Genomic DNA, 24,634 nt, shown 5'->3' with positions numbered 1-24,634 from the left:
AGCGCTGGCTCGTCGGCACTCTGCTCTCGTGGCACGTGTGTAGCTCGGGTACTTTGTGCGTTCTTGCCGGGAAGACGACGAGCCTGGAAGGCGAATCTTCACGGTCATCGCCAGCGGGCTTCTTCGCTGGCGACCTGTCCGAGGTTACCGGAAGATAACGATCGTGTCACCCTGCGAACCTGGCAATCCACGCAGAGCGCCCGTCCCGGTCGCCTTCGGCGTCCTCACCCAGGCGCGGCGCGGGGCGCGGATCAGGCCGGGTCGCCCACCAGGAAGATGTGCGAGGCCAGCTCCACCGGAAGCTCCAGGCCCTCGTCCTTGCCGTCCATCTGGATCAGCACGTAGCCCTCGCTGAAGCGGTAATCGCCCTTCGCGCCGGGCATCACGCCGGCGTCGCGCAGCTGCTCGAGCAGCTCGGGATCGACCTGCGCGGGCTCGGCCAGGCGCCGCACCGTGCCCTGCACGGGCCCGCCTGCGGCGTTCAGCTTCTGGACGAGGCCGATGACGCCCTCGTCGAAGGTGCGGGCGGGGAGGTCGCCGAGCTGGTCGAGCCCGGGAATCGGGTTCCCGTACGGCGATTCCGTCGGGTGGCCGAGCAGCTCGACGAGCCGGCGCTCCACCTGCTCGCTCATCACGTGCTCCCAGCGGCAGGCCTCTTCGTGCACGAACGCCCAGTCCAGGCCGATCACGTCCGAGAGCAGGCGCTCCGCCAGGCGATGCTTGCGCATCACGTCGACGGCCTTGCGGCGGCCGGCATCCGTCAGCTCGAGAGTGCGGTCCTCCGACACGACGACGAGACCGTCGCGCTCCATGCGCCCGACGGTCTGCGAGACCGTGGGACCCGAGTGACCGAGACGCTCGGAGATGCGCGCGCGCAGCGGCACGATGTTCTCCTCCTCGAGCTCGAGGATGGTGCGGAGATACATCTCCGTGGTGTCGATCAAGTCGGTCATCTGGCCCTCCGGGTCTTCTTAGGCAAGCCTACATTCCCGGCCGGACATCCGGCTTCACACGGGGAAACGGCGCGGTCGGCACGCCCTAGAATCGACGCATGGCGATCGAGATTCCCCGAGACCTCCTGCCCGCTGACGGCCGCTTCGGCTGCGGTCCTTCGAAGGTGCGCTCCGAGCAGCTGGACGCGCTGCTCGCAGCGGGATCGAGCCTGCTCGGCACCTCGCACCGCCAGGCACCCGTCAAGAACCTCGTCGGAAGCGTGCGCACGCAGCTCGCGGCGCTGTTCCGGCTCCCTGAGGGATACGAGATCATCGTCGGCAACGGCGGATCGACCGCCTTCTGGGATGCCGCGGCCTTCGGCCTGATCGAGCGTCGCAGCCAGAACCTGGTATTCGGCGAGTTCGGCGGCAAGTTCGCGGCAGCCGCCGCGGCCCCGTGGCTCGACGCCCCCGACGTGCGCAAGGCGGAGCCGGGCTCCCGGGTGCCCGCTGAGGTCGTCGACGGTGTCGACGTGTACGCGTGGCCGCACAACGAGACGTCCACCGGTGTCGCCGCACCCGTCGAGCGCGTCGCGGCCGACGGCGCGCTGACGGTGATCGACGCGACCAGCGCGGCCGGCGGCATCGACTTCGACGCCTCGCAGGCCGACGTGTACTACTTCGCCCCGCAGAAGAACCTGGGCTCCGACGGAGGCCTGTGGTTCGCGGCGGTCTCGCCGGCCGCGATCGAGCGCATCGAGCGGATCGCTGCGTCCGGGCGATACATCCCGGAGTTCCTCAGCCTGAAGAACGCCGTGGACAACTCGCGCCTGAATCAGACGCTGAACACGCCCGCACTCACGACGCTGCATCTGCTGGACAGCCAGCTGAGCTGGATCCTCGGCAACGGCGGCCTGGAGTGGGCCGCCGCTCGCACCGCGGAGTCCTCCGGCGTGCTGTACGACTGGGCCACGGCGTCAGCGGTCGCGACACCGTTCGTCACGGACGCGGCGCACCGCTCCCCCGTCGTCGTCACGATCGACTTCGACGACAGCATCGACGCGGCGGGGATCGCGAAGACCCTGCGCGCGAACGGAATCGTGGACACCGAGCCGTACCGCAAGCTCGGCCGCAACCAGCTGCGCGTCGCGACGTTCGTGTCGATCGAGCCGGACGACGTGCGTCAGCTCACCCGCGCGATCGACCACGTCCTGGAGAACTCCGGCTCGTAACGGCCGCGCGCGGCGCTGATCCCGTGTCGCGCTGTCCATCCCGTGTCGCGCTGCTGTGACTTCTGCAGCGCGACAGGGGAACAGCAGCGCGAGTCGGACTCCGGCAGCGCGAACACGCGGAGCCCGCAGCACGAGCGGATGCCGCGCCGCAGCGCAGTCACGCCGCGTCACTCCTCTTCGGAGTCGTCCTCGTCATCGGAGTCGTCGTCCGAGTCGTCCTCGTCAGCGGAATCGTCGTCCGAGTCGTCCTCGTCATCGGAATCGTCGGAGTCGTCCGCATCATCCTCTGACTCTTCGTCAGCGTCAGAGTCGTCGTCGGAACTCGCAGAGTCGTCGAGCTCGTCGATGTCGACGCCGTCGAGATCCCCTGCGTGCAGCACCCGCGTCTCGGTGAGCTCGTCATCATCGAGCTCGTCGTCCTCGTCGTCCAGGTCGTCGTCCTCGCCTGCCACGAACTCGTCGACCTCATCCGCATCGGCGGCAGCCGCGGCCGCCTGCTCGGCGAGCTCGACCTGGTGCGCGCGGTACTCGGCGAGCCGCTCGGTCCACGGCACCCACTCCGGGGCGAGGAGCGCCCCGTCGCCGGGAAGCAGCTCGACCTCCAGCACCGTCGGCTCCTCGTCTTCGACGCGGGCGACCGTGACGGTCCAGTACCAGTTGGGATAGCCGGGGAGCCGGTTCGCGAACCGGAGCGAGACGGAGCCGTCGTCCTCGAGGAGGTAGCCGGCGGCCGGTCCGATGGTCGACGCCGGAGTGATCTCGCGCAGTGCGGCCAGCGCGAGATCGTGGGCGTCGAGAAGCCGCTGATCGGCCTCAGGCTTCGAGGTCATCGGCTACCTTGCGCAGGACGGCCGCGATCTTGCGGCCGTGTCCGGAGGAGGGATAACGGCCGCGGCGGAGATCGCCGCCGATGCCGTCGAGGAGCTTGACGAGGTCTTCGACGATGATCGCCATGTCGTCAGCGGGCTTGCGCTTCGCCTTCGCCAGGCTCGGCGGAGCTTCGAGCACGCGCACCGAGAGCGCCTGCAGACCGCGCTTGCCGTCTGCGACGCCGAACTCCACGCGGGCTCCGGCCTTCACGGCGGTGCCCGCGGGCAGCGCCGAGGCATGCAGGAAGACGTCCTGGCCGTCATCTGTGGCGATGAAGCCGAAACCCTTGTCTTCGTCGTAGAACCTGACCTTGCCGGTGGGCATGGGAGAAACCTCGCTGAATCGGTGTGGAGCTGGACGGCGCGCGTGGGAGCGGCCGTCACCAGCCTACCGGTCGCCGAGCGGCTAGGCTGTGACGGATGAGCACGCACAGTCCGGAGCCGGAGGTTCCCGTCCGCCGAGTGGACCGGATCCTCGCGTTCACCGCGCTGGGCATCGCCGCAGCATCCATCGCCTGCTTCTTCGCGATCATCATCGGCACGGCCGTCGGCATGGATCAGGAAGCCTTCGGTCACGGCGCATGGCCGGTCATCGCGGGCATCCCGTACTGGGGCCTCCCGCTCGCATTCGTGCTGATCATCTCGCTCCTGGCGATGAGCTTCATCCGGAAGGGTCGCGCGGCATCGCGGCCCTGAGGACTCTCGCATGAGCACGCACGCCCGACCGCTGGCCGAATGGCTCGCCGCGGCGAGCGATGCGGATCTGGCGGCGCTGTTCGCGGCGCGGGGCGTTCGGGCGGATGCGACGTGGCAGGACTTCTTCGACTCCGCGGAGGCGCTGCTGGACGCGGCCTCCGTGACGAAGGCCGTGCAGACTCTGACGGGCGCCGAAGCCTCAGCTCTGCTGCGAGCGGCGTCGGGTGCGGTCGACGACGGACCGGAGCGGGCGACGCTCACCGCCCTCGGCCTGCTGCGCCCGGACGGCGCCCCGTGGCCTCCGGTCGCTGCGATCGTCACCGGGCGCCCCCTGCCCGAGCAGGCGGACGAGCTCACGCCCGCCGAGTCCGGGGATGTCGCGGCAGCGCACGCCGCCGAGCGGGCGTTCACGACGGTGTCGGCCATCGCCGATCTGCTGCTGCTCGCCAGGGAGAGGCCGTTCTCGCTGCTCGCCGGCGGCAACATCAGCGCGGGTGAGAAGCGGCAGCTGGTCGAGGCCGGCATGCCGACGGATTCCGTCGATCCGCTGATCGCCATCGCCCTCGCAGCCCGGCTGGCCGTGGTTGAGGAGCGCAGGCTCCGCACCACCACCCGAGCCGAGGACTGGCTGCGCGCCTCCGTCGCCGAGAGATGGCGAGTGCTGGTCACCGGGTTCCGTGACGCGCTCCCGCGCGGGGTGCGCCGAGGCGCCGGATGGACGCCGGTCGACTCCTGGCCGCTCGCGCACCCGTGGGATCCGGCATGGGCCGATCGCAGCAGCGCTCTCATGGAGCACGCGAGGCTCCTCGGGCTGACCGCGGACGACGACACCGAGCCGGCCTGGTCGGGCCCCGTCCGCCGCGGTGAGGCCGTCGACGCGACGGCGCTCACGGAACTGCTGCCGGTCGAGGTCGACCGGATCTTCCTGCAGAACGACCTGACCGCGATCGCTCCCGGCCCTCTCGCTCCGGCCCTCGACGTCCGCCTGCGCACGGTCGCCGCACGCGAGTCGGCCGCGCAGGCGTCGTCGTACCGCTTCACCTCCGAGTCGATCGCCCACGGTCTCGTCGTCGGCGAGACCGAGACGTCGATCCTGGACTTCCTCGAGACGCTCTCCCTGACCGGCATCCCCCAGCCGCTCAGGTACCTCGTCTCGCAGACCGCACAGCGGCACGGCCTGGTGCGCGTCTCGACCGATGCCGAGACCGGGCGGACGCGGATCGAGAGCGCAGACCATCACCTCATCGAGGCGTTGGCCGTCGACCAGGGGCTGCGACCGCTGGCGCTGGCGAAGCACGTCGGCTCGCTCAGCACCCGGGTCGGACGGGACACGGTGTACTGGGCCCTCACAGATGCCCGCTATCCCGCCACCCTCGTCGACGAGGACGGCGCGGTCATCACCGGCGACCGGCATCCGCTCGCGGAGCCCGCACCCGCCCCTCCCCCGGACCATACGAGACTCATCACCGCGCTGCGTGCGCATCAGGGGCCCGATGCGGATGCCGCGTGGCTGGATCGCGAGCTCGAAGCCGCCGTGCGGGCGAGGGCCGTGCTCCGGGTGACCGTCGGGATGCCGGACGGCTCGACCAGGGAGCTGCTCCTCGAGGCCACGGGGCTCGGCGGCGGTCGCCTGCGCGGGAGAGATCGCGCAGCCGACGTCGAGCGCACCCTGCCGGTGTCCAGCATCCGCGCCGCATCCATCGTCGCCCCGTGAACCGGACAGCCCGGTAAACTGGACAGCTATGTCTGACGGACCCCTGATCGTCCAGAGCGATCGCACCGTGCTCCTCGAGGTCGCCCACGCCGACGCCGAGAGCGCCCGCCACGAACTGGCGATCTTCGCCGAGCTGGAACGCGCACCCGAGCACATCCACACCTATCGGATCACCCGCCTCGGCCTGTGGAACGCGCGCGCCGCCGGTCATTCCGCCGAGGACATGCTGGAGACCCTCGACCGCTGGTCGCGCTTCCCCGTGCCGCCGTCGGTCGCCGTCGACCTGCGCGAGACGGTGAACCGGTACGGCCGGCTGGTCATCGAGCGCGACGACGAGGGCACGCTGATCCTTCGGTCCTCCGACCCCGCCGTGCTCACGCAGGTCGCGAACAACAAGCGCATCCAGCCGCTGCTGATCGGGCACCCCTCCCCGGACATCTTCGTCGTCGACGCCTGGGCGCGCGGACAGATCAAGCAGGAGCTGCTGAAGATCGGCTGGCCTGCCGAGGATCTCGCCGGCTACACACCTGGCACGCCGCACGAGATCGATCTGGCGGAGGACGGCTGGCACATCCGCCCGTACCAGCAGGATGCCGTCGACGCCTTCTCGAAGGACGGCTCAGGTGTCGTCGTGCTCCCGTGCGGTGCCGGGAAGACGATCGTCGGCGCCGGGGCGATGGCCGCGACCAAGACGACCACGCTCATCCTGGTCACCAACACCGTCTCCGCCCGCCAGTGGCGCGACGAGCTGCTCAAGCGCACGAGCCTCACCCCCGAGGAGATCGGCGAGTACTCCGGCCAGGCCAAGGAGGTCAAGCCGGTCACGATCGCCACGTACCAGATCCTCACGGCGAAGCGGAAAGGCCAGTACGCGCACCTTGCCCTGCTCGACGCCCTCGACTGGGGGCTGATCGTGTACGACGAGGTGCACCTGCTGCCCGCTCCCGTCTTCAAGCTCACCGCCGACCTGCAGGCGCGCCGCCGCATCGGCCTCACCGCGACGCTCGTGCGCGAGGACGGCCGCGAGGGCGACGTCTTCAGCCTGATCGGGCCCAAGAGGTTCGACGCCCCGTGGAAGCAGATCGAGGCGCAGGGTTTCATCTCCCCCGCCGTCTGCTACGAGGTGCGCGTCGACCTGCCGCCGAGCGACCGGCTCGAGTACGCGGCGGCGACCGACGACGAGCGCTACCGCCTGGCGGCCTCGGCTCCGGCCAAGATCACCGCCGTCCGCGAGCTGATCGCGAAGCACCCCGACGAGCAGATCCTCGTGATCGGCCAGTACCTCGACCAGCTCGACACCCTCTCCGAGGCGCTGGACGCCCCTCAGATCACCGGGGCGACGCCCGTCGACGAGCGCGAGGACCTCTACCGGCGGTTCCGGAACGGCGAGATCCAGCTGCTCGTGGTGTCGAAGGTGGCGAACTTCTCGATCGACCTGCCCGAGGCATCCGTCGCGATCCAGGTCTCCGGGTCGTTCGGCTCCCGCCAGGAGGAGGCGCAGCGCCTCGGCCGGCTTCTGCGGCCCAAGCAGTCCGGCCACACCGCGAGCTTCTACACGCTCGTCGCCCGCGACACGATCGACCAGGACTACGCGCAGAACCGTCAGCGGTTCCTCGCCGAGCAGGGATACAGCTACACGATCATGGACGCGGACGCGATCGCGGCCTGATCAGGGCGGGCTCCGCGCTCGAAGGAGCAGCCGGCGGCAGTCTCGCCGAAGTTGTCAACCCAGTGGACTTCCTGGCGCCGTCTCGCACAGTCGAATCATGGCGAACGACACTCTGCCGGCTTTCATCCGATGGGCAGCCAACAGGCTTCCCGTCGATCTGGTGATCTGGCTCAAACGGTTCCGTCGCGAAGAGCACGCCTGGCAGCGCAGGCAGCGCGCGCTGCGCGCGCATCTGAGCGCTGCCGGTGCCGCCTCACGAACGCTGAGGTCCGCAGGCGGTCCGGTCACGGTGATGGAGCGAGGCTATGACGCGATCCGCTCGGTCTCGCAGAACGTGTCGCAGGTCGGGGATGCTCTCCGCGCTGCGGGAGTCGAGTACGTGCGCCTTCCGAACCTCGTGCCCTTCGACCCGATTCTGGTGATCAGGCAGGACGAGCTTCACTCGACGCTGGATGCGCTGGCGCAGCTGCGAGCTGCAGACGGGTGGTCGGTTCGCATCGAGGACGCGAGACACCGAGCGCTCACTGCGGCAGCGTCACGTCGTCGACCGAGTGGCGTGTTCCGCATCGTCGTCTCGCGGCGCATCGTCGGACCGAGCGGGCACCTGATGTCCACGCCGAGGGAGAGCGTGGCGATCGAGCCGTGGGTGCGGACGCGAGAGGGCGAGGCCCGTGCCGACGGATCGACGCACGTCGCCGGAACGGTGCGTCGACGATCGTCACGGCGCGGACCGTTCGTGGAATACCTGACTCCGCAGGCATGGATCCGGGCGGTCGGCGGCGATCACGCCCTCGATTGGCCAGGACCGCACCTGTATCACGTGACGGAGCCCATCGATGTCGTCTACACGTGGGTCAACGATGATGATCCGCAGTGGCAGACGCGGAAGAGACGCGCCTCAGGGCGCATCGACGATGAAGAGGTGAACGACACCGCGCTGAATCCTTCGCGCTACGCCAACCGGGACGAACTGAAGTACTCGCTGCGTTCCGTCGAGGCGTATGCCAACTGGGTGGATCACATCTACATCGTCACCGACCGGCAGGTGCCCGACTGGCTGAACGCCGAGCATCCGAGGATCACCATGGTCGATCATCGTGAGATCTTCTCGGATGCGAGCGTGCTGCCGGTGTTCAATTCGCACGCGATCGAGTCTCAGCTCCACCACATTCCCGGGCTCAGCGAACGGTACGTGTACATGAACGACGACGTGTTCTTCATGCGTCCGGTGAGCCCGGAGCTGTTCTTCACAAGCAGTGGACTGTCGAAGTTCTTCCCTTCACGGGCACCCCTCGACATCGACGATGCATCGCCCCGGGATCTCCCCGTGCTCTCGGCGGCGAAGAACGGACGCGAGTTCATGATCCTCCACCATGGGAGAACCGTGACGAACAAGTTCAAGCACACCCCTCACCCGCAGCTGCGCAGTGTGCTGCAGGACATGGAAGCCGAGCATCCGGATCTTTTCCGCTCGGTCGCATCATCGAAGTTCCGCGCCGCCGAGGACCATTCGATCGCGTCTTCCCTGTACCACTTCCACGCATTCGCGCTGCAGCGGGCGGTGGTCGGTGATATCGCGTACGACTACGTCGACATCGCCGGCCCCAGGGCTGCGCTCAGGCTCGAATGGTTCTCGTACCAGGGACGACTCGACGTGGTCTGTCTGAACGACACGGATGTGGATGCGGCCGGCCAGGAGCAGGTCTCGACGCTGCTCACCGACTTTCTCGAAAGACGGTTCTCGATAGCGAGCTCGTTCGAGCTCTAGCCTCGATCTCGCGCCTGGCGGCCCGATCACGCCTCGCCGCCCTCGCGCCGGAACCAGTCGAGCACGAGGCGGATCACGTCGTCGGGCGCATCGTCGGTGATGAAGTGCGCCGCATCGTCGACGAACGCGAGCTCGAAGCGGTCGGCGTGTTCGGCGTGCTTGCGGGAGATGTGGCGGGCGGTCGACTCCGCGAACGGCCCGTCGTCGCGGCCGAAGACGACGAGGGTGGGCGGATGCAGCCGCATCCTCTTGTAGACCCCGCTCATCAGCCGGAACGAGACGGGGATCACCAGGCCCCGGTACAGCGCCCGCACTGCCTGTTCGACCTCGGGGCGCTGGTGCGGGCGCAGGTACGCCTCCACGGTCTCCGCCGGCATCCGCTTCGACATGTAGCGAGGGCTGAACAGGTAGCGCAGCGACCGGCCAGGGCGATGCATGAGCAGCTTCGGCATGTGCGCGAACGCGGGCATCACCTTCGGAGTGAACTCCATGAAGCCGGGCGGCACCGCGAGCTGGACGATCGTGCGCACCCGCTCCGGCTGCAGATAGGAGATCTGCATCCCCGAGATCGCGCCCATGTCGTGGCAGACGAAATGCGCCCGCCCGATCCCGAGAACGTCGAGCAGGGCGATGACGTCGTCGCGCTGCGAGTCCGGGCCGAACCGCGGGTCCGCCGCCTCCGTCCAGCCCGAGCCGCGCAGGTCCGGGCAGATCACCCGATAGCCCCTGGCTGCGATCGCCGGCGCGATGGCGCGCCACTGCCACCAGTTCCCCGGGAAGCAGTGCAGCATCACGACGGGGTCGCCCTCCCCGATCGACGCGACATGCGTGCGCAGTCCCGGTGCGTCGACCATCGCGTGCTCGAAGCCGTCGGCCTCGGGGAGCGGGGGCGACCATTCGTGTGCGACGGATTCCTGCGCGGATGCCGGCGTGTCCATGACGAAACCTCCCAGTCGGTGCATTCTCCGGGTCGAATCGGCCCTCATCGCAGATTACTATTTTCATAGTGGATTGTCACTAGAAACATAGTTACCTAGGCTGGAGGGATGAGCAAGACCCGTCGGCGCGCCCTGGACGCCGCCATGACCCTCGTCGGCACAGAGGGGATCCGTGCCCTGACGCACGGAAGAGTGGATGCCGCGGCCGACCTGCCGCCCGGATCCACGTCGAACCATTTCCGCACCAGGGCTGCGCTCGTGGCCGGGGTCGCCGAGTGGATCGCGCGGCAGGAGATCGGCGACGCGGGCATCCCCGAGATCGGCACGCGGGACGACTTCGTCGGCGCCCTCACCCACATGATCGAGCTGCAGTCGGGGCCGCTGGCGGCGCGGACCAGGGCGCGGTACGCGCTGTTCCTGGAGGCGGATGACGACGCCGTCCGCCCGCTGCGGGAGCAGCGCATCGGCATGGAGGCGTGGGTGCGCGGCATCCTGTCCCGCCTGGGTGGCGAGGATGCCGCGCACAACGCGACGTTCCTGATGGCCACCGGAGACGGGCTGCTGCTGCACCGGCTCACCGTCGACCCCGGCGCGCCGATCGACTCCGTCGTCGCGCGGGCGATCGACGCCGCTCTGGCCTCCTGAATCGCCGCTCCGGCCGATAATCAGCCTTCGCATCACCGAAGTCACCATAATGGGGTCATGACTGCTGCGCGCATCCTGGTCGTCGACGACGAGCCGAACATCCGCGACCTGCTCTCCACGGGTCTCAGCTTCGCCGGATTCCAGGTGAAGACGGTCGCCAACGGCGCCGCCACGATCTCCGCAGTCCTCGAGGAGGAGCCGGACCTCATCATCCTCGACGTCATGCTGCCTGACATGAACGGGTTCAGCGTGACCAAGCGCCTGCGCGGCGCCGGGTTCACCGCGCCGATCCTTTTCCTGACGGCGAAGGACGGCACAGAGGACAAGATCGAGGGGCTCAACGCAGGTGGCGACGACTACGTCACGAAGCCCTTCAGCCTCGACGAGATCGTCGCGCGCGCGCAGGCCATCCTGCGCCGCACCATGCAGGCCGACGAGGAGTCGATCATCAGGGCCGGCGAGCTCTCGATGGACCAGGACACGCACGACGTCCAGGTGGGCAGCGAGTCGATCGAGCTCAGCCCGACCGAGTTCAAGCTGCTGCGCTACCTCATGCTGAACCCGAACCGGGTGCTGTCGAAGGCGCAGATCCTCGACCACGTCTGGGAGTACGACTTCAACGGCGACGCCGGCATCGTGGAGAGCTACATCTCGTACCTCCGCCGCAAGATCGACCCGCACACCGAGGAGTCGCTGATCCAGACCAAGCGCGGCTTCGGCTACATGCTGAAGGTCGGCAAGTAGGCGCAGGCCGCGTCCACCGCGGACCCGCATCCGTGATCGCCGGCAGAGGAGGACCGCATGGCGCACAAGCCTGACGCGGTCACAGGCTGGTGGCGCGGGATCAGCCTGCGTGCGAAGGTCACGGGCGTCACCGTGGCGGTGCTCGCGCTCGGCCTGCTGATCGCGGGTCTGGGCACCGTGCCGATCCTGCGGAACTCGCTGGTGGAGAACATCAACGCGCAGCTGCCCGCGCTGGTGTCCACCGACCTCGCCGACAGGTACTTCGAGGTGTCGACGTCGGGCGGGGAGACCGTCTACACGCAGACCGACTCCCCCCGCGACTTCTACTTCGCGATCTACGACGTGCACGACGGCGAGGGCACCCTCGGCGCCACAGCCGGCGGCATCGCCGGCAGCGCCTCGCAGCTGTTCCCGTCGGAGTACTCCCTGCAGGAGGCGAACGCCAACGAGGATGCGGTCCTCCCCCTCGAGAACTCGGAGGGCGCCCACTTCAGCGCGGCCGTCGCGGTCGTTCCGAGAGACGGCGGCGCCGTGCGCATCCAGCTGGTGGCACTGCCCCTCGCCGCCGCCGACCGGATCATCGGCCAGTACTTCGGGATCTACATCACGATCGCGCTGATCACGATCGTGATCGCCGCGCTGCTCACCAGGGGGCTGGTGACCCTCACCTTCCGACGGCTCGGCCAGGTGGAGTCCACCGCGATGGCCATCGCCAAGGGCAACTTCAGCCAGCGCCTCACCGACCTCGAGCCCAGCACGGAGGTCGGTCGCCTGAACTCCGCGATCAACACCATGCTCGACCGGGTGGACCACTCGCTCGCTCAGCGCGACCGCACCGTGCAGCACATGCGCCGCTTCATCGGAGACGCCAGCCACGAGCTGCGCACTCCGCTGGTGAGCGTGCGCGGCTATGCCGAGCTGTACCGCATGGGCGCCATCAAGGGCGAGGAGGACACCGCGAGGGCGATGGAGCGCATCGAGAAGGAGGCGATCCGGATGGGCGTGCTCGTCGAGGACCTCCTCGCCCTCGCGCGTCTCGACGAGGAGCGCGAGCCGCAGATCGAGGCGCTGGACCTCCGGCCCATCGCGCGGGACGCGGCACTGGACGTGCGAGCGGCGGCGCCGGCCCGCACCGTGACCGTCATCGACAGGACCGCGGATGCTCCGCTGATCGACGTGACGACACGCAGCACGCCCGTCGTGGCCCCGCAGGCGCCGACCGGGCGCGGTCTGTCCAGGGCGACCCTGGCCCGTCTTCGCCGCCGACCGCGCACGGCGGTGGAGCAGGTGCCTGCGATCGACTTCACCGAGGCGACGGACATCCCCGTGCGCACCCCTCCGATCGTTCTCGGGGAGGAGAACAAGGTCCGCCAGGTCGTCACGAACCTGCTCGGAAACGCCCGCCGGTTCTCTCCGGAGGAGAGCCCGATCGAGATCGTCGTGGATGCCGACCGGATTCGCGGCACCGCGAGCATCGCGGTCGTCGACCACGGCGAGGGCATCCCTTCGCAGATTCGCGAGCAGATCTTCGAGCGGTTCTGGCGTGCGGACACCTCACGCGCACGGGAGACCGGAGGCTCCGGCCTCGGCCTCGCGATCGTCGCCTCCATCGTGAAGGCGCTGCACGGCACCGTCGCGGTCTCGGAGACCCCAGGCGGCGGTGCGACCTTCACGGTGACCCTGCCGCTGGCGCCATCGCGGGCGACTCCGGCGCACCTGCTCGGGGACACGCAGCCGCTCGACCCGCTGGAGCTGTGACCACTCCCCCTGCACCGCGCACGGACTGAGCGCGTTCCGCACGGGGGGCGAGCATCTCTGCGGACCGGACGGATGCCGCGGCGCGGCCGCGCATAGCGTCGGAACCCCATCGAGAGGAGTTCCCAATGTCCGTCTTCACCGTCGACACCGAGGCCGTCCACGCGGCGCACGGTTCCGCCCGCGCCACCATGGAGCGCTTGCAGAGCGAGTCGACGACCCTGATGGCTCAGCTGTCTCAGCTGCAGTCGTCCTGGGTCGGCACCGCGTCCAACGCGTTCCAGGGGTGCGCCGAGCAGTGGCGCGGCGCACAGCTGCACGTCGAGCAGGTGCTCGAGTCGATCGGCACCGCCCTCGGCTCTGCGGCGACGCAGTACGCCGACGCCGACCAGTACTCGGCGAGCCTGTTCCGCTGACACCCGAGCGTTCCGCCGCCCCCCGGGACGCAGAGAAGCCCCGGCCGTGAGGCCGGGGCTTCTCTGTCAGTCGGGCTGGACTCAGAAGTCCATGCCACCCGACGGGTCGCCCATGGGAGCGGACGCCTTCTCGGGCTTGTCTGCGACGACGACCTCGGTCGTCAGGAACAGACCGGCGATCGATGCGGCGTTCTGCAGAGCGGAGCGCGTGACCTTGGCCGGGTCGATGATGCCGGCGGCGAACATGTCGACGTACTCGCCCGTGGCCGCGTTCAGGCCGTAACCCGAGGGAAGCTCGGAGACCTTGTTCGCGACGACACCCGGCTCGAGACCGGCGTTCAGGGCGATCTGCTTCAGCGGAGCCTCGATGGCGACGCGGACGATGCTCGCACCGGTCGCCTCGTCACCCGTGAGCTCGAGAGCGTCGAGCGCCTTCGTGCCCGCCTGGATCAGCGCGACGCCACCACCGGGGACGATGCCCTCCTCGACGGCTGCCTTCGCGTTGCGGACGGCGTCCTCGATGCGGTGCTTGCGCTCCTTGAGCTCGACCTCGGTGGCCGCACCCGCCTTGATGACGGCGACGCCACCTGCGAGCTTGGCGAGGCGCTCCTGGAGCTTCTCGCGGTCGTAGTCGCTGTCGGTGTTCTCGATCTCGCGACGGATCTGCGTGACGCGACCCTCGATCTGGTCGGCCTCGCCCGCACCCTCGACGATCGTGGTCTCGTCCTTGGTGACGATGACCTTGCGTGCACGGCCGAGCAGGTCGAGCGTGGCGTTCTCCAGCTTGAGGCCGACCTCTTCGGTGATGACCTGTCCGCCGGTGAGGATCGCGATGTCCTGCAGCTGCGCCTTGCGGCGGTCGCCGAAGCCGGGAGCCTTGACGGCGACCGACTTGAAGATGCCCTTGAGCTTGTTCAGCACGAGCGTCGCGAGAGCCTCGCCCTCGACGTCCTCGGCGATGATGACGAGCTCCTTGCCGTCCTGGATCACCTTGTCGACGATGGGCAGGAGGTCCTTGATGTTGGAGACCTTCTGGTTCGCGATGAGGATGTAGGCGTCTTCGAAGACGGCCTCCTGGCGCTCAGGGTCCGTCACGAAGTACGGGTTCAGGTAGCCCTTGTCGAAGCGCATGCCCTCGGTGAGCTCGAGCTCGGTGCCGAAGGTCTGCGACTCCTCGACGGTGACGACACCCTCCTTGCCGACCTTGTCGATCGCCTCGGCGATGAGCTCGCCGATCGCGGGGTCGGCAGCGGAGATGGAAGCGGTCGCGGCGATCTGCTCCTTGGAGTCGATCTCCTTCGCGCTGGCGAGGAGCTCCTCGGTGATCGCGGCGACGGCCTTCTCGATGCCGCGCTTGAGCGAGATCGGGTCGGCGCCGGCTGCGACGTTGCGCAGGCCCTCGCGGACCAGAGCCTGTGCGAGGACCGTGGCGGTGGTGGTTCCGTCACCGGCGACGTCGTCGGTCTTCTTGGCGACCTCCTTGACGAGCTCCGCGCCGATCTTCTCGTACGGGTCGTCCAGCTCGATCTCCTTGGCGATGGACACGCCGTCGTTCGTGATCGTGGGGGCGCCCCACTTCTTCTCGAGCACGACGTTGCGACCGCGCGGGCCGAGCGTCACCTTGACGGCGTCGGCGAGGATGTTGAGGCCACGCTCGAGGCCGCGGCGGGCCTCCTCATCGAAAGCGATGATCTTTGCCATGAGTTTTGTCGTCCCTCCTGGACGTAGACGTTGGGTTTAGCACTCAGACTGAGAGAGTGCTAACGCCATTCTGGCACTCGACCCCTTCGAGTGCAAGCCGCGGGGAGTGCGCGCGCCGCAGTCAGGGTGCGGGGGTGTCCTCGGGCGCCGGCGCACCGGCTTCGGAGCGGTCGAGGCCGATCACGACGGTGAGCTGCTTGCCCTCCGTGTTGTTCAGGTCGGCATAGGCGTCGCTCTGCTCGACCTTCGCACCGTCGAGGAGCCCCGCGAGCCCGATGGCCGCGAGCTCGTCGTCGTCGGCGACGTAGAACACGGTCGTCGTGGCGAAGTCCTGGCTGCTGCTGTCGCTCGCGTACACGATGTCCGCCGCCCAGCCCTGGGCGATCAGCTCCTCCCGGAACTGATCGTCGAGGCCCTCGTCGGGTGTCGCGTTGAGGATCATCACGGAGTAGCTCATGTCCACGACGCCGGTCTCCACAGGGGTGGGGACGGCGGTGGGCGCCGCCTCGGGGAAGAGCGTGATCCGCTCCATCACGACGAGCGAGCCGAAGATGCCGCCGATGATGAGCACGAGCGCTGCGACGAACGACCACAGCAGGACGACCCAGCCGTTCATCCGCGGCGCCTCGGCGCGGTGCGCACCCACGCGTCCTGCGGAGCGGGGGACGTCGTCGAATCGGTCACGGATCGGCTTGGACACCCCTCGATGCTAGTGGCACCCGCCTGTGGATCCGTGCGGCGACAGTGCCTGTCGGCCGCATGAGTTCCGCGTCAGCCGACGAACCCTGGGGTGCGCGCCGCGCGCCTCATCGCCCTCGAATCCCTGATGCGCCGGAGCCGGCCCACGAGCATCGGGTCGTACTCGAGTGCGATGTCCGAGTCGATCAGCCGGCCGAGGAGCTGGTAGTACCGTGCCGCGCTCATTCCCAGCTGCGCGCGGATGACCTCCTCCTTCGCCCCGCTGTGCCGCGGCCAGGCGGTCTCCAGCGCGAGGATGGCGCGATCGCGCTCGGTGAGCTCTCCCAGCATGGTTTCAGGCTAAGCGGTGAGCGACCCTTCGGTCGCGCGCCACTCCCACCAGCGGCCGAGCGGGTCGGCGGCGGCGCGCACCGCGCCGTCCAGCGCGACCACGAATCCCGGCCAGGTCGCGGCGTCCACCGGCGGCTTCCACCCGTCGAGCAGCGCGGGCGGGTCGATCGTGATCCATCGTGCGTGCGACTCGCCGATCGCGTCGACGAGCGCGAGGCGCTCCTGACGGGGAATGTGCACGAGGACGCCTGGCGTGGTCACCACGAGCGTCGCGCCGGCCGGCGCGAGCGCGGCGAGAGCGCCCAGATGCTCGCGAGCGTCTCCTTCCACCAGCAGCGGCGGATCGGATGCCGCGATGTCGAGCGCCGCGGCGACGCGCTCCTGGCGCCCCTCCTCCCCCGGCCAGATGAGGCCCTGCAGCCAGCGACGGTCGCGTTCGTCTGCGGCATCGAGCGGTGCGAGGTCGATGCCCGCACGCCAGACCACCTCCGGCATCCGCAGTGGGGGCAGCGGTCCGTCGACCCGGCTGACCAATGTCACCGTCGACGGGCCGGCGGACGGGTCCAGCGAGGTGCGCTCCGCCCCCGAGCCGTCGACGTAGCGGTACGAATAGCGATCGGGGTAGAGGCAGAGCCCCGCGGATGCCCCGACCTCGAGCAGGGCGATGGGCCCGTCGATCTCCGCCAGCACCGGCAGCAGCGGCGCGAGGCGGAGCGGCTCGTTGGTCTGCAGCCTCCGCCGCGCGCTCTCGGCGACCACCTCGTCGGCGTGCGCCAGCACGAACGAGCGCCACTGCGGGTAGCCGGTGAGCTCCGCACCCAGCATCCTGGTCACCGCGAACACCAGCGGCGGCTGACGCCGGTTCTCCGGGATCCGCGCGAGCACGTCCTGGAGCGCGCCGTCCGCTGCGACACCGGCGGCCCACTCGGCGTACAGGTCGCTCCGGCCGGGCGCCTCCTCCCTGGCGAAGCGGGCGTAGCGCTGCTGCACGGCATCCGTCATCCTTCCATTCTGTCGTGGGCGCCCGAGCAGTCGCGCGACGCGAGAGAATGGAGCCATGGCCTACAAAGTGGACAAGAGCGAAGAAGAGTGGCGCGGCGAGCTCGGCGAGGAGCAGTACGCAGTGCTGCGGCAGGCCGCGACCGAGCGCGCCTGGACCGGCGAGCTCCTCGACGAGAAGCGCTCGGGCCTGTACACGTGCGGCGCGTGCGATGCCGAGCTCTTCAAGAGCGGCACGAAGTTCGATTCGGGCTGCGGGTGGCCGAGCTTCTACGAATCGGTCCGCCCCGACGCGGTCGAGCTGATCGACGACACGACGCTCGGCATGGTGCGGACGGAGGTGCGGTGCGCGAACTGCGGCTCGCACCTCGGGCATGTGTTCCCCGACGGCTTCGGCACGCCCACCGGCGACCGGTACTGCATGAACTCGGTCGCCCTGAACTTCACGCCGGACGCCTCGTGAACGCGCTCGAAGCCGTCCGCGCGCGGCAGTCCTGGTCGAAGGTGACGGACGAGGCCCCGGCCAGGGAGGAGCTTCTGCACCTGGTGGCCGCCGCGGGGCGCGTCGCCGATCACTCGTCGCTGCAGCCGTGGCGCCTGATCGAGATGCGGGGCGCCGACCGCGAGGTGCTCGGCGCTGCGATCGCGAAGGCCGAGGGCGACAAGTCCCCCTCGACGAAGCCGCTGCGCGCTCCGCTGCTCATCGCCGTCGTCGCCAGCTATCGCAAGAGCGACAAGGTGCCGCGCTGGGAGCAGGAGGCCGTGGCCTCCGGAGTCGCGCACGTGCTCAGCCTGCTGCTGGACGAGGCGGGGTGGGGCGTGATCTGGCGCACGGGGCACTACACGCGATCGAAGGCCGTCGCGAAGGCGCACGGCATCGGCAAGAACGAGGAGCTGCTCGGCTGGCTGTACGTCGGGGGGAAGCCCGCGGGGAAGAAGCCGGGACGCCGTAAGCCCGTCGATGCGCGCAGGCTCGTCACCCGGATGCCGAAGAAGAAGTAGCGGTCAGCGCGTCCGGCGTCGCCAGGGCACGGCGACAGCCACGGATGCCACCGCGACGACCACCATGGCGAGGAGCTGCCACAGCGCCGGCCCCGCCGCAGCCGGCCAGATCAGATCGATCACGACGGATGCCGCGAGCTGGCCGAGCACCGACCCTAGCCCCATCAGCAGGACGCCGGTGTGGGCGACGATGAAGGCGCCGAGCAGGATGTAGGCGAAGCCGAGGAAGCCGCCGACGTACAGCCACGGCTCCGCAGGCGGCGGGTCGGGCATGCCGCGGACCGCGATGCTGATGCCTGCGGCGAGCGTCAGTGCGACCGTCCCGGCGACGAAGCTCATCAGCGTGGCGGCGATCGGCGACTGCACGCGCTGCGCGAGTCTGCCATTGGCCGCGGCCTGCCAGGCGATGCCGACGCCGGTCGCGAACGGCAGCAGCAGCATCCACAGCGGCACCGTGTCGAGCACGTCGCCGGAGAGCGAGATGCCCACGGCGGCGAGCGCGAGGAGTCCGCCGAGCACGCGCCCGGTCGTGACGGCGACGACGCCCGCGGGGCCGAAGCCGATGCGGTCGAGGACGAGTCCGTGCAGGGTCTGCCCCGCCACGACGCCGACCGTGAAGAGCGAGACGCCGAGGACGCCGGCGGTGATCCCCTGGGTGGAGACCGTGAGAGCCCCGCAGGCGCCGCCGAGGAGCATCCAGAAAGGGACGCGTCTCGTGCGGATGCCGGTCCACAGGCGCGCGACACCTCGGCGGGCCGAGGGGATGCACGGGATCACCACGATCAGCACGAGGAGTCCCACCACGAACGAGATGAAGCCGGCGACGATGCCGTTGTCGACCTTCACTCCGAGCACGCCGTTCACCCTGGCCTGGACAGCCGTCATGACGCCGATCGCGACCGCCCCTCCCAGCGCGACGGGGGCGGGGATCCGGCGGGGCGAGTTCACCAGTCGACCCTACCCGAGGGCGCGGGCTGGCCGATGCCGTGTCGGCGGCCGGGACTACGCTGGCGGCATGTGCGCGAGCTATGGTCTGGATCCCCGGTTCACCGACTCGGAGCTCCTAGCGGCCGCCGACGAGGCGGTGCTGGAGGGCCTTCGCACCTGGGCGGCGGAGAACGCCGGCGAGACTCTCCGTCCGACCGGGCGGAACATGCGCAACCTCAACCCGATCGTGGTCCGACCCGAGTCGTCACCGGTGCTGGAGCCCGGGTGGTGGGGATTCCTCATCAACGGCGAGCCGTCGAAGTTCCCCTCGATCAACACCCGCTCCGAGCGGCTGCAGGATCGTCCTGGCGGGCTGAAGGGCCGCGCGATCGTCCCCGCGACGAGCTGGTACGAGATGCAGAAGCCGGAGCGCAGGTGGAACGAGTTCCTGATCGGCGACGGCACCCTGTTCGGGATGGCCGCCGTCACTCAGCGCGGCCGCACGCCGGACGGCGAGTGGTACACGTGCTACTCCATCGTGATGCGTCCGGCGCCCTCGCACCTGGTGAAGCTGCACGATCGGATGCCGCTGCTGATCCCCGCCTCCTTCAGCCACGACTGGCTGACCGCAGCGCCCGAACGAGACGTGATCGACCAGGCGATCGTGGCGTCCGACGAGCTGGCCGAGAGGGTGCACGCCCGGCCGAAGCGCTGAGCGGGTCCGTCCGTAGGAGGACCCCGGGGGTCGAGGACGGTACTTGAGGAGGACGCGGCGGACGCCGATCGGCTCGTAGCGTGGTTCCCATGATCACAGCAGAAGGCCTCACGAAGAGGTTCGGAGACAAGACGGCCGTGCAGGACGTGTCCTTCACGGTGAAGCCCGGCGCCGTCACCGGGTTCCTCGGACCCAACGGCGCGGGCAAGTCCACGACCATGCGGATGATCGTCGGGCTCGACCGGCCGACATCGGGCAGCGTGAGCGTCGCCGGACGCGAATACCGGAAGCTCCGGGCACCGCTCACCGAGGTGGGCGTGCTGCTGGATGCCAAGGCCGTGCACTCGGGCCGGAGCGCTCGCGATCACCTGAGGGCGATGGCCGCGACCCACGGCATCGCCTCCTCACGCGTCGACGAGGTCATCGACCTGGCCGGCATCGGATCCGTAGCCCGCAAGCGCGCGGGCAAGTTCTCGCTCGGCATGGGCCAGCGCCTCGGCATCGCCTCGGCGCTCCTGGGCGACCCGCACACGCTGATCCTCGACGAGCCGGTGAACGGGCTCGACCCCGAGGGCGTGCGCTGGGTGCGGCAGTTCGTGCGTCACGCGGCGTCCGAAGGGCGCACCGTCCTGCTCTCCAGCCACCTCATGAGCGAGATGGCGCAGACAGCGGATCACGTGATCGTCATGGGCCGCGGGCAGGTGCTGGCCGATGCCCCGCTCGAGCAGCTGGTGCGCGCGTGGACGACCAACACGGTGCGCGTGCGCACGCCGCGACCCGCCGATCTCGCCGCCGCCGTCGGCGGGCCGTCGGTCGAGATCGTGAGCGCAGCCCCCGACCTCCTCGACATCGTGGGCCTGCCGGCTTCCCGCATCGGCGACCTCGCCGCCTCGCACGGAATCCCCCTGCACGAGCTGACCCCCACGACCGGATCGCTCGAAGACGCCTACCTCGCGCTCACCGGCGACTCCGTGGAGTACCGGACCAAGGAGATCTCATGACCGTCCAGGCCCCCGCACTCACGCCTCAGCATGTCGACACCGGCCGCCGGCTGACGTTCGCGCGCGCCGTGCGCGGCGAGTGGATCAAGCTCGCCACCCTGCGTTCGACCTGGTGGTCGATCGGCATCACGGCGCTGATGACCGTCGGCATCGCCGCGCTCATCGCACAGGCCGTCGACATGCCGGGATTCGACCCGATCCAGGCCGTCGTGATGCCGATCCAGTTCACGATGCTCCTCGCGGGCATCCTCGGCGCGATCTCGGTCACCGGCGAGTACTCCACCGGCATGATCCGCTCCACTCTCGCCGCCGACCCCAGACGCGGTTCCGTGCTGGCTGCGAAGGCGGTGGTCGTGGCGCTGACCCTCTTCGTGTCGTCACTGGTCATCTTCTCGGCCGCGGCCGTCGCGGTCTCGGCGATCGTGGCTCCCCGCGATCAGAGCATCGACTGGTCCGAGCCGTCTGCGTCGCTGCTGCCGATCCTCGTCTCGTCGCTCGCGATGGCCGTGTTCGCGCTCATCGGCGTCGCATTCGGCTTCGTGCTGCGGTCCGGCGCCGGCGCCATCGCCGCCACTGTGGGCGTGCTGTTCGTGCTGCCGATCGTGGCGAACTTCTTCGCCTTCGCCGGCGAGGGATGGAAGTGGGTGCTGGATGCCGCCGCGTACCTTCCCGTGGCCGCCGCGCAGAGCGCGATCGTCCCGGAGGGCGCGACGCTCGACGGGCCGATCGCGTACCTGACCCTCGCCGGATGGGTGCTCGGCGGGATGCTCGCCGCCTGGGCCGTGCTGCGCACTCGCGACGCGTGAGGATCACCCGGTGGCCGGCGGGCCCGGTGGAGTCGGCCTCGTGATGGCCGTCGGCGGCCGCAGCGGCTCGATCCGAGAGGACGAGGAGCTGCGGCTGCCGCGTGCGCCGGGCGTGCTCCGGCGGTTCTGGGCACGGCATCCCGTCATCGCCGACCTGGCCATCGCTCTCACCTGCCTGGCCGTCTCCCTCATCGGCAGGGCGCCCGACCCCGAACTGCCGGCGCCGTTCGGCCTCGTGCTCGCGATAGGCGCTCCGGTGCTCGTGGTGTTGGCGTGCGCCGCCACCATGCTCCGCCGCCGGGCTCCCGTCGTCCCTTTCATCGCGGCCTTCGCCGCTGAGGTCCTGTTCGTCTCCCTGGGGATGCCCGGGATGGTGCTGATCCTCGTCAGCTGCTATTCGCTCGCCGTGTACGGATCCTCCAGGGCCGCCTGGACGGGCTACGCGATCGGCGCGGTCTCGGTGCTCGGTCTCGCCCTCGTGCTCATGCAGACCGGTGCGCTCCCTCCAGGGCGGCATCGACGCCGCCCTCAGCACGACCGTCCTCGGGCTGATCGGCACGCTGCTCGGCACGAACGTCGGCAACCGCAAGCGCTATCTCGCCGCCGTGATCGACCGCTCGCGTCAGCTGCTCGTCGAGCGCGACCAGCACTCGCAGCTCGCCGCGGCCGCCGAACGTGCGCGCATCGCACGCGAGATGCACGACATCGTCTCGCACTCGCTGACGGTGATCGTCGCGCTGTCCGAGGGCGCCGCGGCGACGCCCGACGCGAAGCGTGCCCGCGCCGCATCCGCAGCCGCAGCGGCCACCGGCAGGTCCGCCCTCTCCGAGATGCGTGCGATGCTGGGCGTGCTGCGCGACGACGACGCGGACGCCCCGCTCACGGCGGTGACCGCGCCCTCGCCGCAGGAGACCGTCGAGAACGCGCAGCGCGCCGGCTACCCGGTGTCGCTGACTCTCTCGGGCGCCGCCCCTGAGCTGCCCTCGGCCACCGTTCACGCGATCTCGAGGATCGTGCAGGAATCCGTCACGAACGCGATGCGCCATGCGCCGAACGCGACCTCGGTCTCGGTGCACGTCGCCTTCACGCCGGCGACCGTCGCGCTCGAGATCGTCAACGACGGCGCCGCAGCGCTGTCGGGCACATCGGGGTTCGGATTGCGCGGGCTCGCCGAGCGAGCCGCGCACGCCGGCGGCGGAATCGAGTACGGGCCCGCCGGAAGCGGATACTGGAGGGTGCGCGCGGAGCTTCCGGCCGCACCGGAGGGGATGCAGAGGTGACCGGGAAGATCGGGGTTCTCCTCGTCGACGATCAGGAGCTGATCCGCGTCGGCTTCCGCATGGTGCTCGAGGCGGAGGAGGACATCGAGGTGGTCGGCGAGGCCTCCGGCGGCCGGGCCGCGATCGAAGAGACTGCACGCTGCAGCCCCGACGTCGTGCTCATGGACATCCGGATGCCCGGGCTCGACGGCATCGCGGCGACGCAGTCGATCGTGCAGCGGCATCCGCAGACGAGGGTGCTGGTGCTGACGACGTTCGACCTGGACGAGTACGCCTTCGGCGCGATCCGCGCCGGCGCGAGCGGCTTCCTGCTCAAGGACGCGCATCGCCAGGAGATGCTCGCGGCCCTGCGCGCGGTGCATCGAGGGGATGCCGTGCTGTCACCGCGGGTGACCCGCACGCTGCTGCAGCACGTGTCCCCTCGGCTCGGCACGCCGGCGGCCGACGAGGGCGGGCGGCTCGCCGCGCTCACCGAACGGGAGCGCGACGTCTTCCTCGCCATGGCCCGGGGGATGTCCAACATCGAGATCGGCGAATCGCTCTACGTCAGCGAGTCCACCGTGAAGACCCACGTGGGCCGGGTGCTCGCCAAGCTCGATGTGCGGGACCGGATCCACGCCGTGATCCTGGCCCACCGACTGGGTGTCGCCGGAGATCCGCTGGTCTGAGAGCCGACTACGGGACTCGAACCCGTAACCCCCATATTACAAGTATGGTGCGCTACCAATTGCGCCAAGTCGGCGGATGCCACCAGCTTAGCGATGGTGGCGACGGAGTCCGAACCTACGGCGCGGGGGTCGGAGTCGGAGTCGGAGTCTGCGTCTCCTCGGCGTAGTACGCGTCGTTGGCGACCGTGAACACGAACTGCGAGAGCTCGGCCGGGTCGTCCAGGGCGCCGACGTACGCCACGCCGTTGATGACGATCATCGGCGCAGAGGTGAGCACGAGGTCCTCGGATCCCACGAGCGGCCCCTCGAGGGCGCGCGAGGTGGCATCCTTCGCCCAGTTCAGGAAGTCCTGATCCTCGATGCAGGAGCGGACGCTCTTCACGTGGTCGACGCCGACGGCGCCGGCGATGTCGGCCAGCTCCACATCGGAGAACCCGTCAGTGTTCACCTCGGGCTGGTCGTCGAGCAGATCGTGGTTGAAGGCGTAGAACTGCTCGGGCGAGTGGGTCGCCACACAGGCGGCGGCCGCCGCCGCGCGCAGGGAGTACTTGGTGCCGTTCGAGCTCGCGGTGAGCAGCGCGACCGGGTGATAGGTCACGGTCGCCGCACCCTCCGTGATCCAGTTCGCGAGCAGGCGCGCGTTCGCGCGCTCGAACTCGCCGGCGTCGGGCGACAGGTAATCGACGTACACGTGGATGTCGACGCTGCTCCCGGTCGCGGTCGGCTCCGGGGTAGGCGTCTCGGACGATCCGGCCTCGGACGGAGTCGGTGCCGGCGTCTCGAGGGTCTCCTCCGAGGAGGCGACGGCGCTGATGTCGGTGATCCGGATGCCGTCCTCGTCCATGCCGCCCGGCGTGAGCTGCGGCTTCGACACCTGCGCGGACACAGCCATGGTCACGGCAGTGCCGATGGCGCCGATGGCGACGACGGCGACCGCGCCGATGATGATCCGTCGCATCAGGCGGGCCCTGGACTGCTGGGCGTGCACCTGCTGTGCCTTCTCCCGCACGGCCTCGCGCGAATTGCGAGTGGTGGGGACGTTCGGCGTCTCGTCGCTCGACATCGTTCCTCTTGACAGTCTCACGGGGGCAGGGTGGCCCCGACCGCCGCCTGGCGACGATCGCCGCG

General features: G+C 69.6%; 26 protein-coding genes and 1 tRNA gene. 16 read left to right on the top strand and 11 right to left on the bottom strand.

Translation table 11 applies throughout. The annotated features are described in order from the left end of the window. Positions 1–251 precede the first annotated feature (251 nt). Positions 252–953: a metal-dependent transcriptional regulator gene (locus IPV10_RS05455; RefSeq protein WP_207481222.1), complete on the bottom strand. Its 702-nt coding sequence runs from the start codon at positions 951–953 to the stop codon at positions 252–254. 98 nt (positions 954–1,051) lie between these two features. Here IPV10_RS05455 and serC point away from each other — a divergent pair, with 98 nt between their 5' ends. Continuing rightward, positions 1,052–2,164 carry a phosphoserine transaminase gene (serC, locus tag IPV10_RS05450; protein WP_207481221.1) on the top strand — a complete coding sequence of 371 codons (1,113 nt, stop codon included), beginning with the start codon at positions 1,052–1,054 and terminating at the stop codon, positions 2,162–2,164. A 167-nt stretch (positions 2,165–2,331) separates the two neighbouring features. On the opposite strand, the gene IPV10_RS05445 is transcribed toward serC, so the two are convergent. Next, the gene (locus IPV10_RS05445) at positions 2,332–2,994 is read right to left on the bottom strand and encodes a DUF3027 domain-containing protein (protein WP_207481220.1); all 663 of its coding nucleotides are present in this window, start codon (positions 2,992–2,994) and stop codon (positions 2,332–2,334) included. Then, on the bottom strand, positions 2,978–3,358 hold the full coding sequence (locus tag IPV10_RS05440) for a cold-shock protein (protein ID WP_207481219.1): 381 nt from the start codon (positions 3,356–3,358) through the stop codon (positions 2,978–2,980). Before IPV10_RS05440 ends, IPV10_RS05445 begins: the two co-directional genes overlap by 17 nt. Positions 3,359–3,453: 95 nt before the next feature. Between IPV10_RS05440 and IPV10_RS05435 the strand changes: the two genes are divergently transcribed. The 4 genes from IPV10_RS05435 to IPV10_RS05420 all read left to right on the top strand — a co-directional run bounded on the left by IPV10_RS05435 (position 3,454) and on the right by IPV10_RS05420 (position 8,880). Next, positions 3,454–3,729, top strand: a complete 276-nt coding sequence (locus tag IPV10_RS05435) for a multidrug ABC transporter ATPase (RefSeq protein ID WP_207481218.1) — start codon at positions 3,454–3,456, stop codon at positions 3,727–3,729. A gap of 10 nt (positions 3,730–3,739) precedes the next feature. Beyond that, complete coding sequence (locus IPV10_RS05430) at positions 3,740–5,443, top strand: helicase-associated domain-containing protein (protein ID WP_207481217.1); 1,704 nt, start codon at positions 3,740–3,742, stop codon at positions 5,441–5,443. Positions 5,444–5,471: 28 nt separating this feature from the next. After that, complete coding sequence (locus IPV10_RS05425; RefSeq protein ID WP_207481216.1) at positions 5,472–7,112, top strand: DNA repair helicase XPB; 1,641 nt, start codon at positions 5,472–5,474, stop codon at positions 7,110–7,112. A 97-nt stretch (positions 7,113–7,209) separates the two neighbouring features. After that, entirely contained in the window at positions 7,210–8,880 is a 1,671-nt protein-coding gene (locus IPV10_RS05420) for a stealth family protein (protein ID WP_207481215.1), read from the top strand. 26 nt (positions 8,881–8,906) lie between these two features. Here the strand turns inward: IPV10_RS05420 and IPV10_RS05415 are convergent, their stop codons facing one another. Next, positions 8,907–9,818 (bottom strand): alpha/beta fold hydrolase, encoded by a 912-nt coding sequence (locus IPV10_RS05415; protein ID WP_207481214.1) that lies wholly within the window; start codon positions 9,816–9,818, stop codon positions 8,907–8,909. A 108-nt stretch (positions 9,819–9,926) separates the two neighbouring features. On the opposite strand from IPV10_RS05415, the gene IPV10_RS05410 reads away from it, so the two are divergent. The 4 genes from IPV10_RS05410 to IPV10_RS05395 all read left to right on the top strand — a co-directional run bounded on the left by IPV10_RS05410 (position 9,927) and on the right by IPV10_RS05395 (position 13,378). Next, positions 9,927–10,463, top strand: a complete 537-nt coding sequence (locus IPV10_RS05410) for a TetR/AcrR family transcriptional regulator (RefSeq protein WP_207481213.1) — start codon at positions 9,927–9,929, stop codon at positions 10,461–10,463. A gap of 57 nt (positions 10,464–10,520) precedes the next feature. Continuing rightward, positions 10,521–11,207, top strand: coding sequence for a response regulator transcription factor (locus tag IPV10_RS05405; RefSeq protein ID WP_207481212.1), 687 nt, complete (start codon positions 10,521–10,523; stop codon positions 11,205–11,207). Positions 11,208–11,264: 57 nt separating this feature from the next. Next, the gene (locus IPV10_RS05400) at positions 11,265–12,965 is read left to right on the top strand and encodes a cell wall metabolism sensor histidine kinase WalK (RefSeq protein ID WP_207481211.1); all 1,701 of its coding nucleotides are present in this window, start codon (positions 11,265–11,267) and stop codon (positions 12,963–12,965) included. Positions 12,966–13,090: 125 nt separating this feature from the next. Beyond that, positions 13,091–13,378 (top strand): WXG100 family type VII secretion target, encoded by a 288-nt coding sequence (locus IPV10_RS05395; protein ID WP_207481209.1) that lies wholly within the window; start codon positions 13,091–13,093, stop codon positions 13,376–13,378. Positions 13,379–13,459: 81 nt separating this feature from the next. Here IPV10_RS05395 and groL read toward each other — a convergent pair whose 3' ends face one another. The 4 genes from groL to IPV10_RS05375 form a co-directional block, all read right to left on the bottom strand. Further along, positions 13,460–15,079 (bottom strand): chaperonin GroEL, encoded by a 1,620-nt coding sequence (gene groL, locus IPV10_RS05390; RefSeq protein WP_207481207.1) that lies wholly within the window; start codon positions 15,077–15,079, stop codon positions 13,460–13,462. Positions 15,080–15,200: 121 nt separating this feature from the next. After that, positions 15,201–15,779 carry a LytR C-terminal domain-containing protein gene (locus tag IPV10_RS05385; protein WP_307861067.1) on the bottom strand — a complete coding sequence of 193 codons (579 nt, stop codon included), beginning with the start codon at positions 15,777–15,779 and terminating at the stop codon, positions 15,201–15,203. Between the two features lie 71 nt (positions 15,780–15,850). Further along, positions 15,851–16,108, bottom strand: a complete 258-nt coding sequence (locus IPV10_RS05380; protein WP_207481206.1) for a DUF3263 domain-containing protein — start codon at positions 16,106–16,108, stop codon at positions 15,851–15,853. A gap of 9 nt (positions 16,109–16,117) precedes the next feature. Beyond that, positions 16,118–17,110 carry a DUF2332 domain-containing protein gene (locus tag IPV10_RS05375; RefSeq protein WP_207481204.1) on the bottom strand — a complete coding sequence of 331 codons (993 nt, stop codon included), beginning with the start codon at positions 17,108–17,110 and terminating at the stop codon, positions 16,118–16,120. Between the two features lie 55 nt (positions 17,111–17,165). Here IPV10_RS05375 and msrB point away from each other — a divergent pair, with 55 nt between their 5' ends. Together msrB and IPV10_RS05365 are read left to right on the top strand one after the other, a co-directional pair. Next, positions 17,166–17,570 (top strand): peptide-methionine (R)-S-oxide reductase MsrB, encoded by a 405-nt coding sequence (gene msrB, locus IPV10_RS05370; RefSeq protein WP_207481202.1) that lies wholly within the window; start codon positions 17,166–17,168, stop codon positions 17,568–17,570. After that, a complete protein-coding gene (locus IPV10_RS05365) occupies positions 17,567–18,109 on the top strand; it encodes a nitroreductase family protein (RefSeq protein ID WP_207481200.1) in 543 nt (180 codons plus the stop codon). Before msrB ends, IPV10_RS05365 begins: the two co-directional genes overlap by 4 nt. Positions 18,110–18,112: 3 nt before the next feature. On the opposite strand, the gene IPV10_RS05360 is transcribed toward IPV10_RS05365, so the two are convergent. Further along, a complete protein-coding gene (locus tag IPV10_RS05360; protein WP_307861066.1) occupies positions 18,113–19,057 on the bottom strand; it encodes a DMT family transporter in 945 nt (314 codons plus the stop codon). Positions 19,058–19,124: 67 nt separating this feature from the next. Between IPV10_RS05360 and IPV10_RS05355 the strand changes: the two genes are divergently transcribed. The 5 genes from IPV10_RS05355 to IPV10_RS05335 all read left to right on the top strand — a co-directional run bounded on the left by IPV10_RS05355 (position 19,125) and on the right by IPV10_RS05335 (position 23,506). Beyond that, entirely contained in the window at positions 19,125–19,751 is a 627-nt protein-coding gene (locus tag IPV10_RS05355) for an SOS response-associated peptidase family protein (RefSeq protein ID WP_207481198.1), read from the top strand. 89 nt (positions 19,752–19,840) lie between these two features. Further along, positions 19,841–20,752: an ABC transporter ATP-binding protein gene (locus IPV10_RS05350; protein WP_207481196.1), complete on the top strand. Its 912-nt coding sequence runs from the start codon at positions 19,841–19,843 to the stop codon at positions 20,750–20,752. Further along, entirely contained in the window at positions 20,749–21,558 is an 810-nt protein-coding gene (locus tag IPV10_RS05345; RefSeq protein ID WP_207481194.1) for an ABC transporter permease, read from the top strand. The genes IPV10_RS05350 and IPV10_RS05345 overlap by 4 nt, the downstream gene beginning before the upstream one ends. A gap of 494 nt (positions 21,559–22,052) precedes the next feature. Next, positions 22,053–22,838, top strand: a complete 786-nt coding sequence (locus IPV10_RS16935; RefSeq protein ID WP_307861065.1) for a histidine kinase — start codon at positions 22,053–22,055, stop codon at positions 22,836–22,838. Beyond that, positions 22,835–23,506, top strand: coding sequence for a response regulator transcription factor (locus tag IPV10_RS05335; RefSeq protein WP_207481192.1), 672 nt, complete (start codon positions 22,835–22,837; stop codon positions 23,504–23,506). Before IPV10_RS16935 ends, IPV10_RS05335 begins: the two co-directional genes overlap by 4 nt. A gap of 1 nt (position 23,507) precedes the next feature. Here the strand turns inward: IPV10_RS05335 and IPV10_RS05330 are convergent. Both IPV10_RS05330 and IPV10_RS05325 read right to left on the bottom strand, forming a co-directional pair. Continuing rightward, positions 23,508–23,580: transfer RNA gene (locus IPV10_RS05330), tRNA-Thr, on the bottom strand. A 41-nt stretch (positions 23,581–23,621) separates the two neighbouring features. Further along, a complete protein-coding gene (locus IPV10_RS05325; RefSeq protein WP_307861064.1) occupies positions 23,622–24,590 on the bottom strand; it encodes a thioredoxin domain-containing protein in 969 nt (322 codons plus the stop codon). Positions 24,591–24,634 lie beyond the last annotated feature (44 nt).

It is taken from the genome of Microbacterium sp. SD291 (assembly GCF_017355365.1).
In the GTDB taxonomy this organism is placed as follows: Bacteria; Actinomycetota; Actinomycetes; order Actinomycetales; family Microbacteriaceae; genus Microbacterium.
The sequence above is the reverse complement of the archived record's forward strand: the minus strand, read 5'-3'. Positions and strand labels throughout refer to the sequence as shown.

Bases quoted from the DNA above. Each gene is read 5' to 3' on its own strand.
- IPV10_RS05455 (WP_207481222.1), bottom strand. From the start codon at position 953: ATGACCGACTTGATCGACACCACGGAGATGTATCTCCGCACCATCCTC.
- serC (WP_207481221.1), top strand. From the start codon at position 1,052: ATGGCGATCGAGATTCCCCGAGACCTCCTGCCCGCTGACGGCCGCTTC.
- IPV10_RS05445 (WP_207481220.1), bottom strand. From the start codon at position 2,994: ATGACCTCGAAGCCTGAGGCCGATCAGCGGCTTCTCGACGCCCACGAT.
- IPV10_RS05440 (WP_207481219.1), bottom strand. From the start codon at position 3,358: ATGCCCACCGGCAAGGTCAGGTTCTACGACGAAGACAAGGGTTTCGGC.
- IPV10_RS05435 (WP_207481218.1), top strand. From the start codon at position 3,454: ATGAGCACGCACAGTCCGGAGCCGGAGGTTCCCGTCCGCCGAGTGGAC.
- IPV10_RS05430 (WP_207481217.1), top strand. From the start codon at position 3,740: ATGAGCACGCACGCCCGACCGCTGGCCGAATGGCTCGCCGCGGCGAGC.
- IPV10_RS05425 (WP_207481216.1), top strand. From the start codon at position 5,472: ATGTCTGACGGACCCCTGATCGTCCAGAGCGATCGCACCGTGCTCCTC.
- IPV10_RS05420 (WP_207481215.1), top strand. From the start codon at position 7,210: ATGGCGAACGACACTCTGCCGGCTTTCATCCGATGGGCAGCCAACAGG.
- IPV10_RS05415 (WP_207481214.1), bottom strand. From the start codon at position 9,818: ATGGACACGCCGGCATCCGCGCAGGAATCCGTCGCACACGAATGGTCG.
- IPV10_RS05410 (WP_207481213.1), top strand. From the start codon at position 9,927: ATGAGCAAGACCCGTCGGCGCGCCCTGGACGCCGCCATGACCCTCGTC.
- IPV10_RS05405 (WP_207481212.1), top strand. From the start codon at position 10,521: ATGACTGCTGCGCGCATCCTGGTCGTCGACGACGAGCCGAACATCCGC.
- IPV10_RS05400 (WP_207481211.1), top strand. From the start codon at position 11,265: ATGGCGCACAAGCCTGACGCGGTCACAGGCTGGTGGCGCGGGATCAGC.
- IPV10_RS05395 (WP_207481209.1), top strand. From the start codon at position 13,091: ATGTCCGTCTTCACCGTCGACACCGAGGCCGTCCACGCGGCGCACGGT.
- groL (WP_207481207.1), bottom strand. From the start codon at position 15,079: ATGGCAAAGATCATCGCTTTCGATGAGGAGGCCCGCCGCGGCCTCGAG.
- IPV10_RS05380 (WP_207481206.1), bottom strand. From the start codon at position 16,108: ATGCTGGGAGAGCTCACCGAGCGCGATCGCGCCATCCTCGCGCTGGAG.
- IPV10_RS05375 (WP_207481204.1), bottom strand. From the start codon at position 17,110: ATGACGGATGCCGTGCAGCAGCGCTACGCCCGCTTCGCCAGGGAGGAG.
- msrB (WP_207481202.1), top strand. From the start codon at position 17,166: ATGGCCTACAAAGTGGACAAGAGCGAAGAAGAGTGGCGCGGCGAGCTC.
- IPV10_RS05355 (WP_207481198.1), top strand. From the start codon at position 19,125: ATGTGCGCGAGCTATGGTCTGGATCCCCGGTTCACCGACTCGGAGCTC.
- IPV10_RS05350 (WP_207481196.1), top strand. From the start codon at position 19,841: ATGATCACAGCAGAAGGCCTCACGAAGAGGTTCGGAGACAAGACGGCC.
- IPV10_RS05345 (WP_207481194.1), top strand. From the start codon at position 20,749: ATGACCGTCCAGGCCCCCGCACTCACGCCTCAGCATGTCGACACCGGC.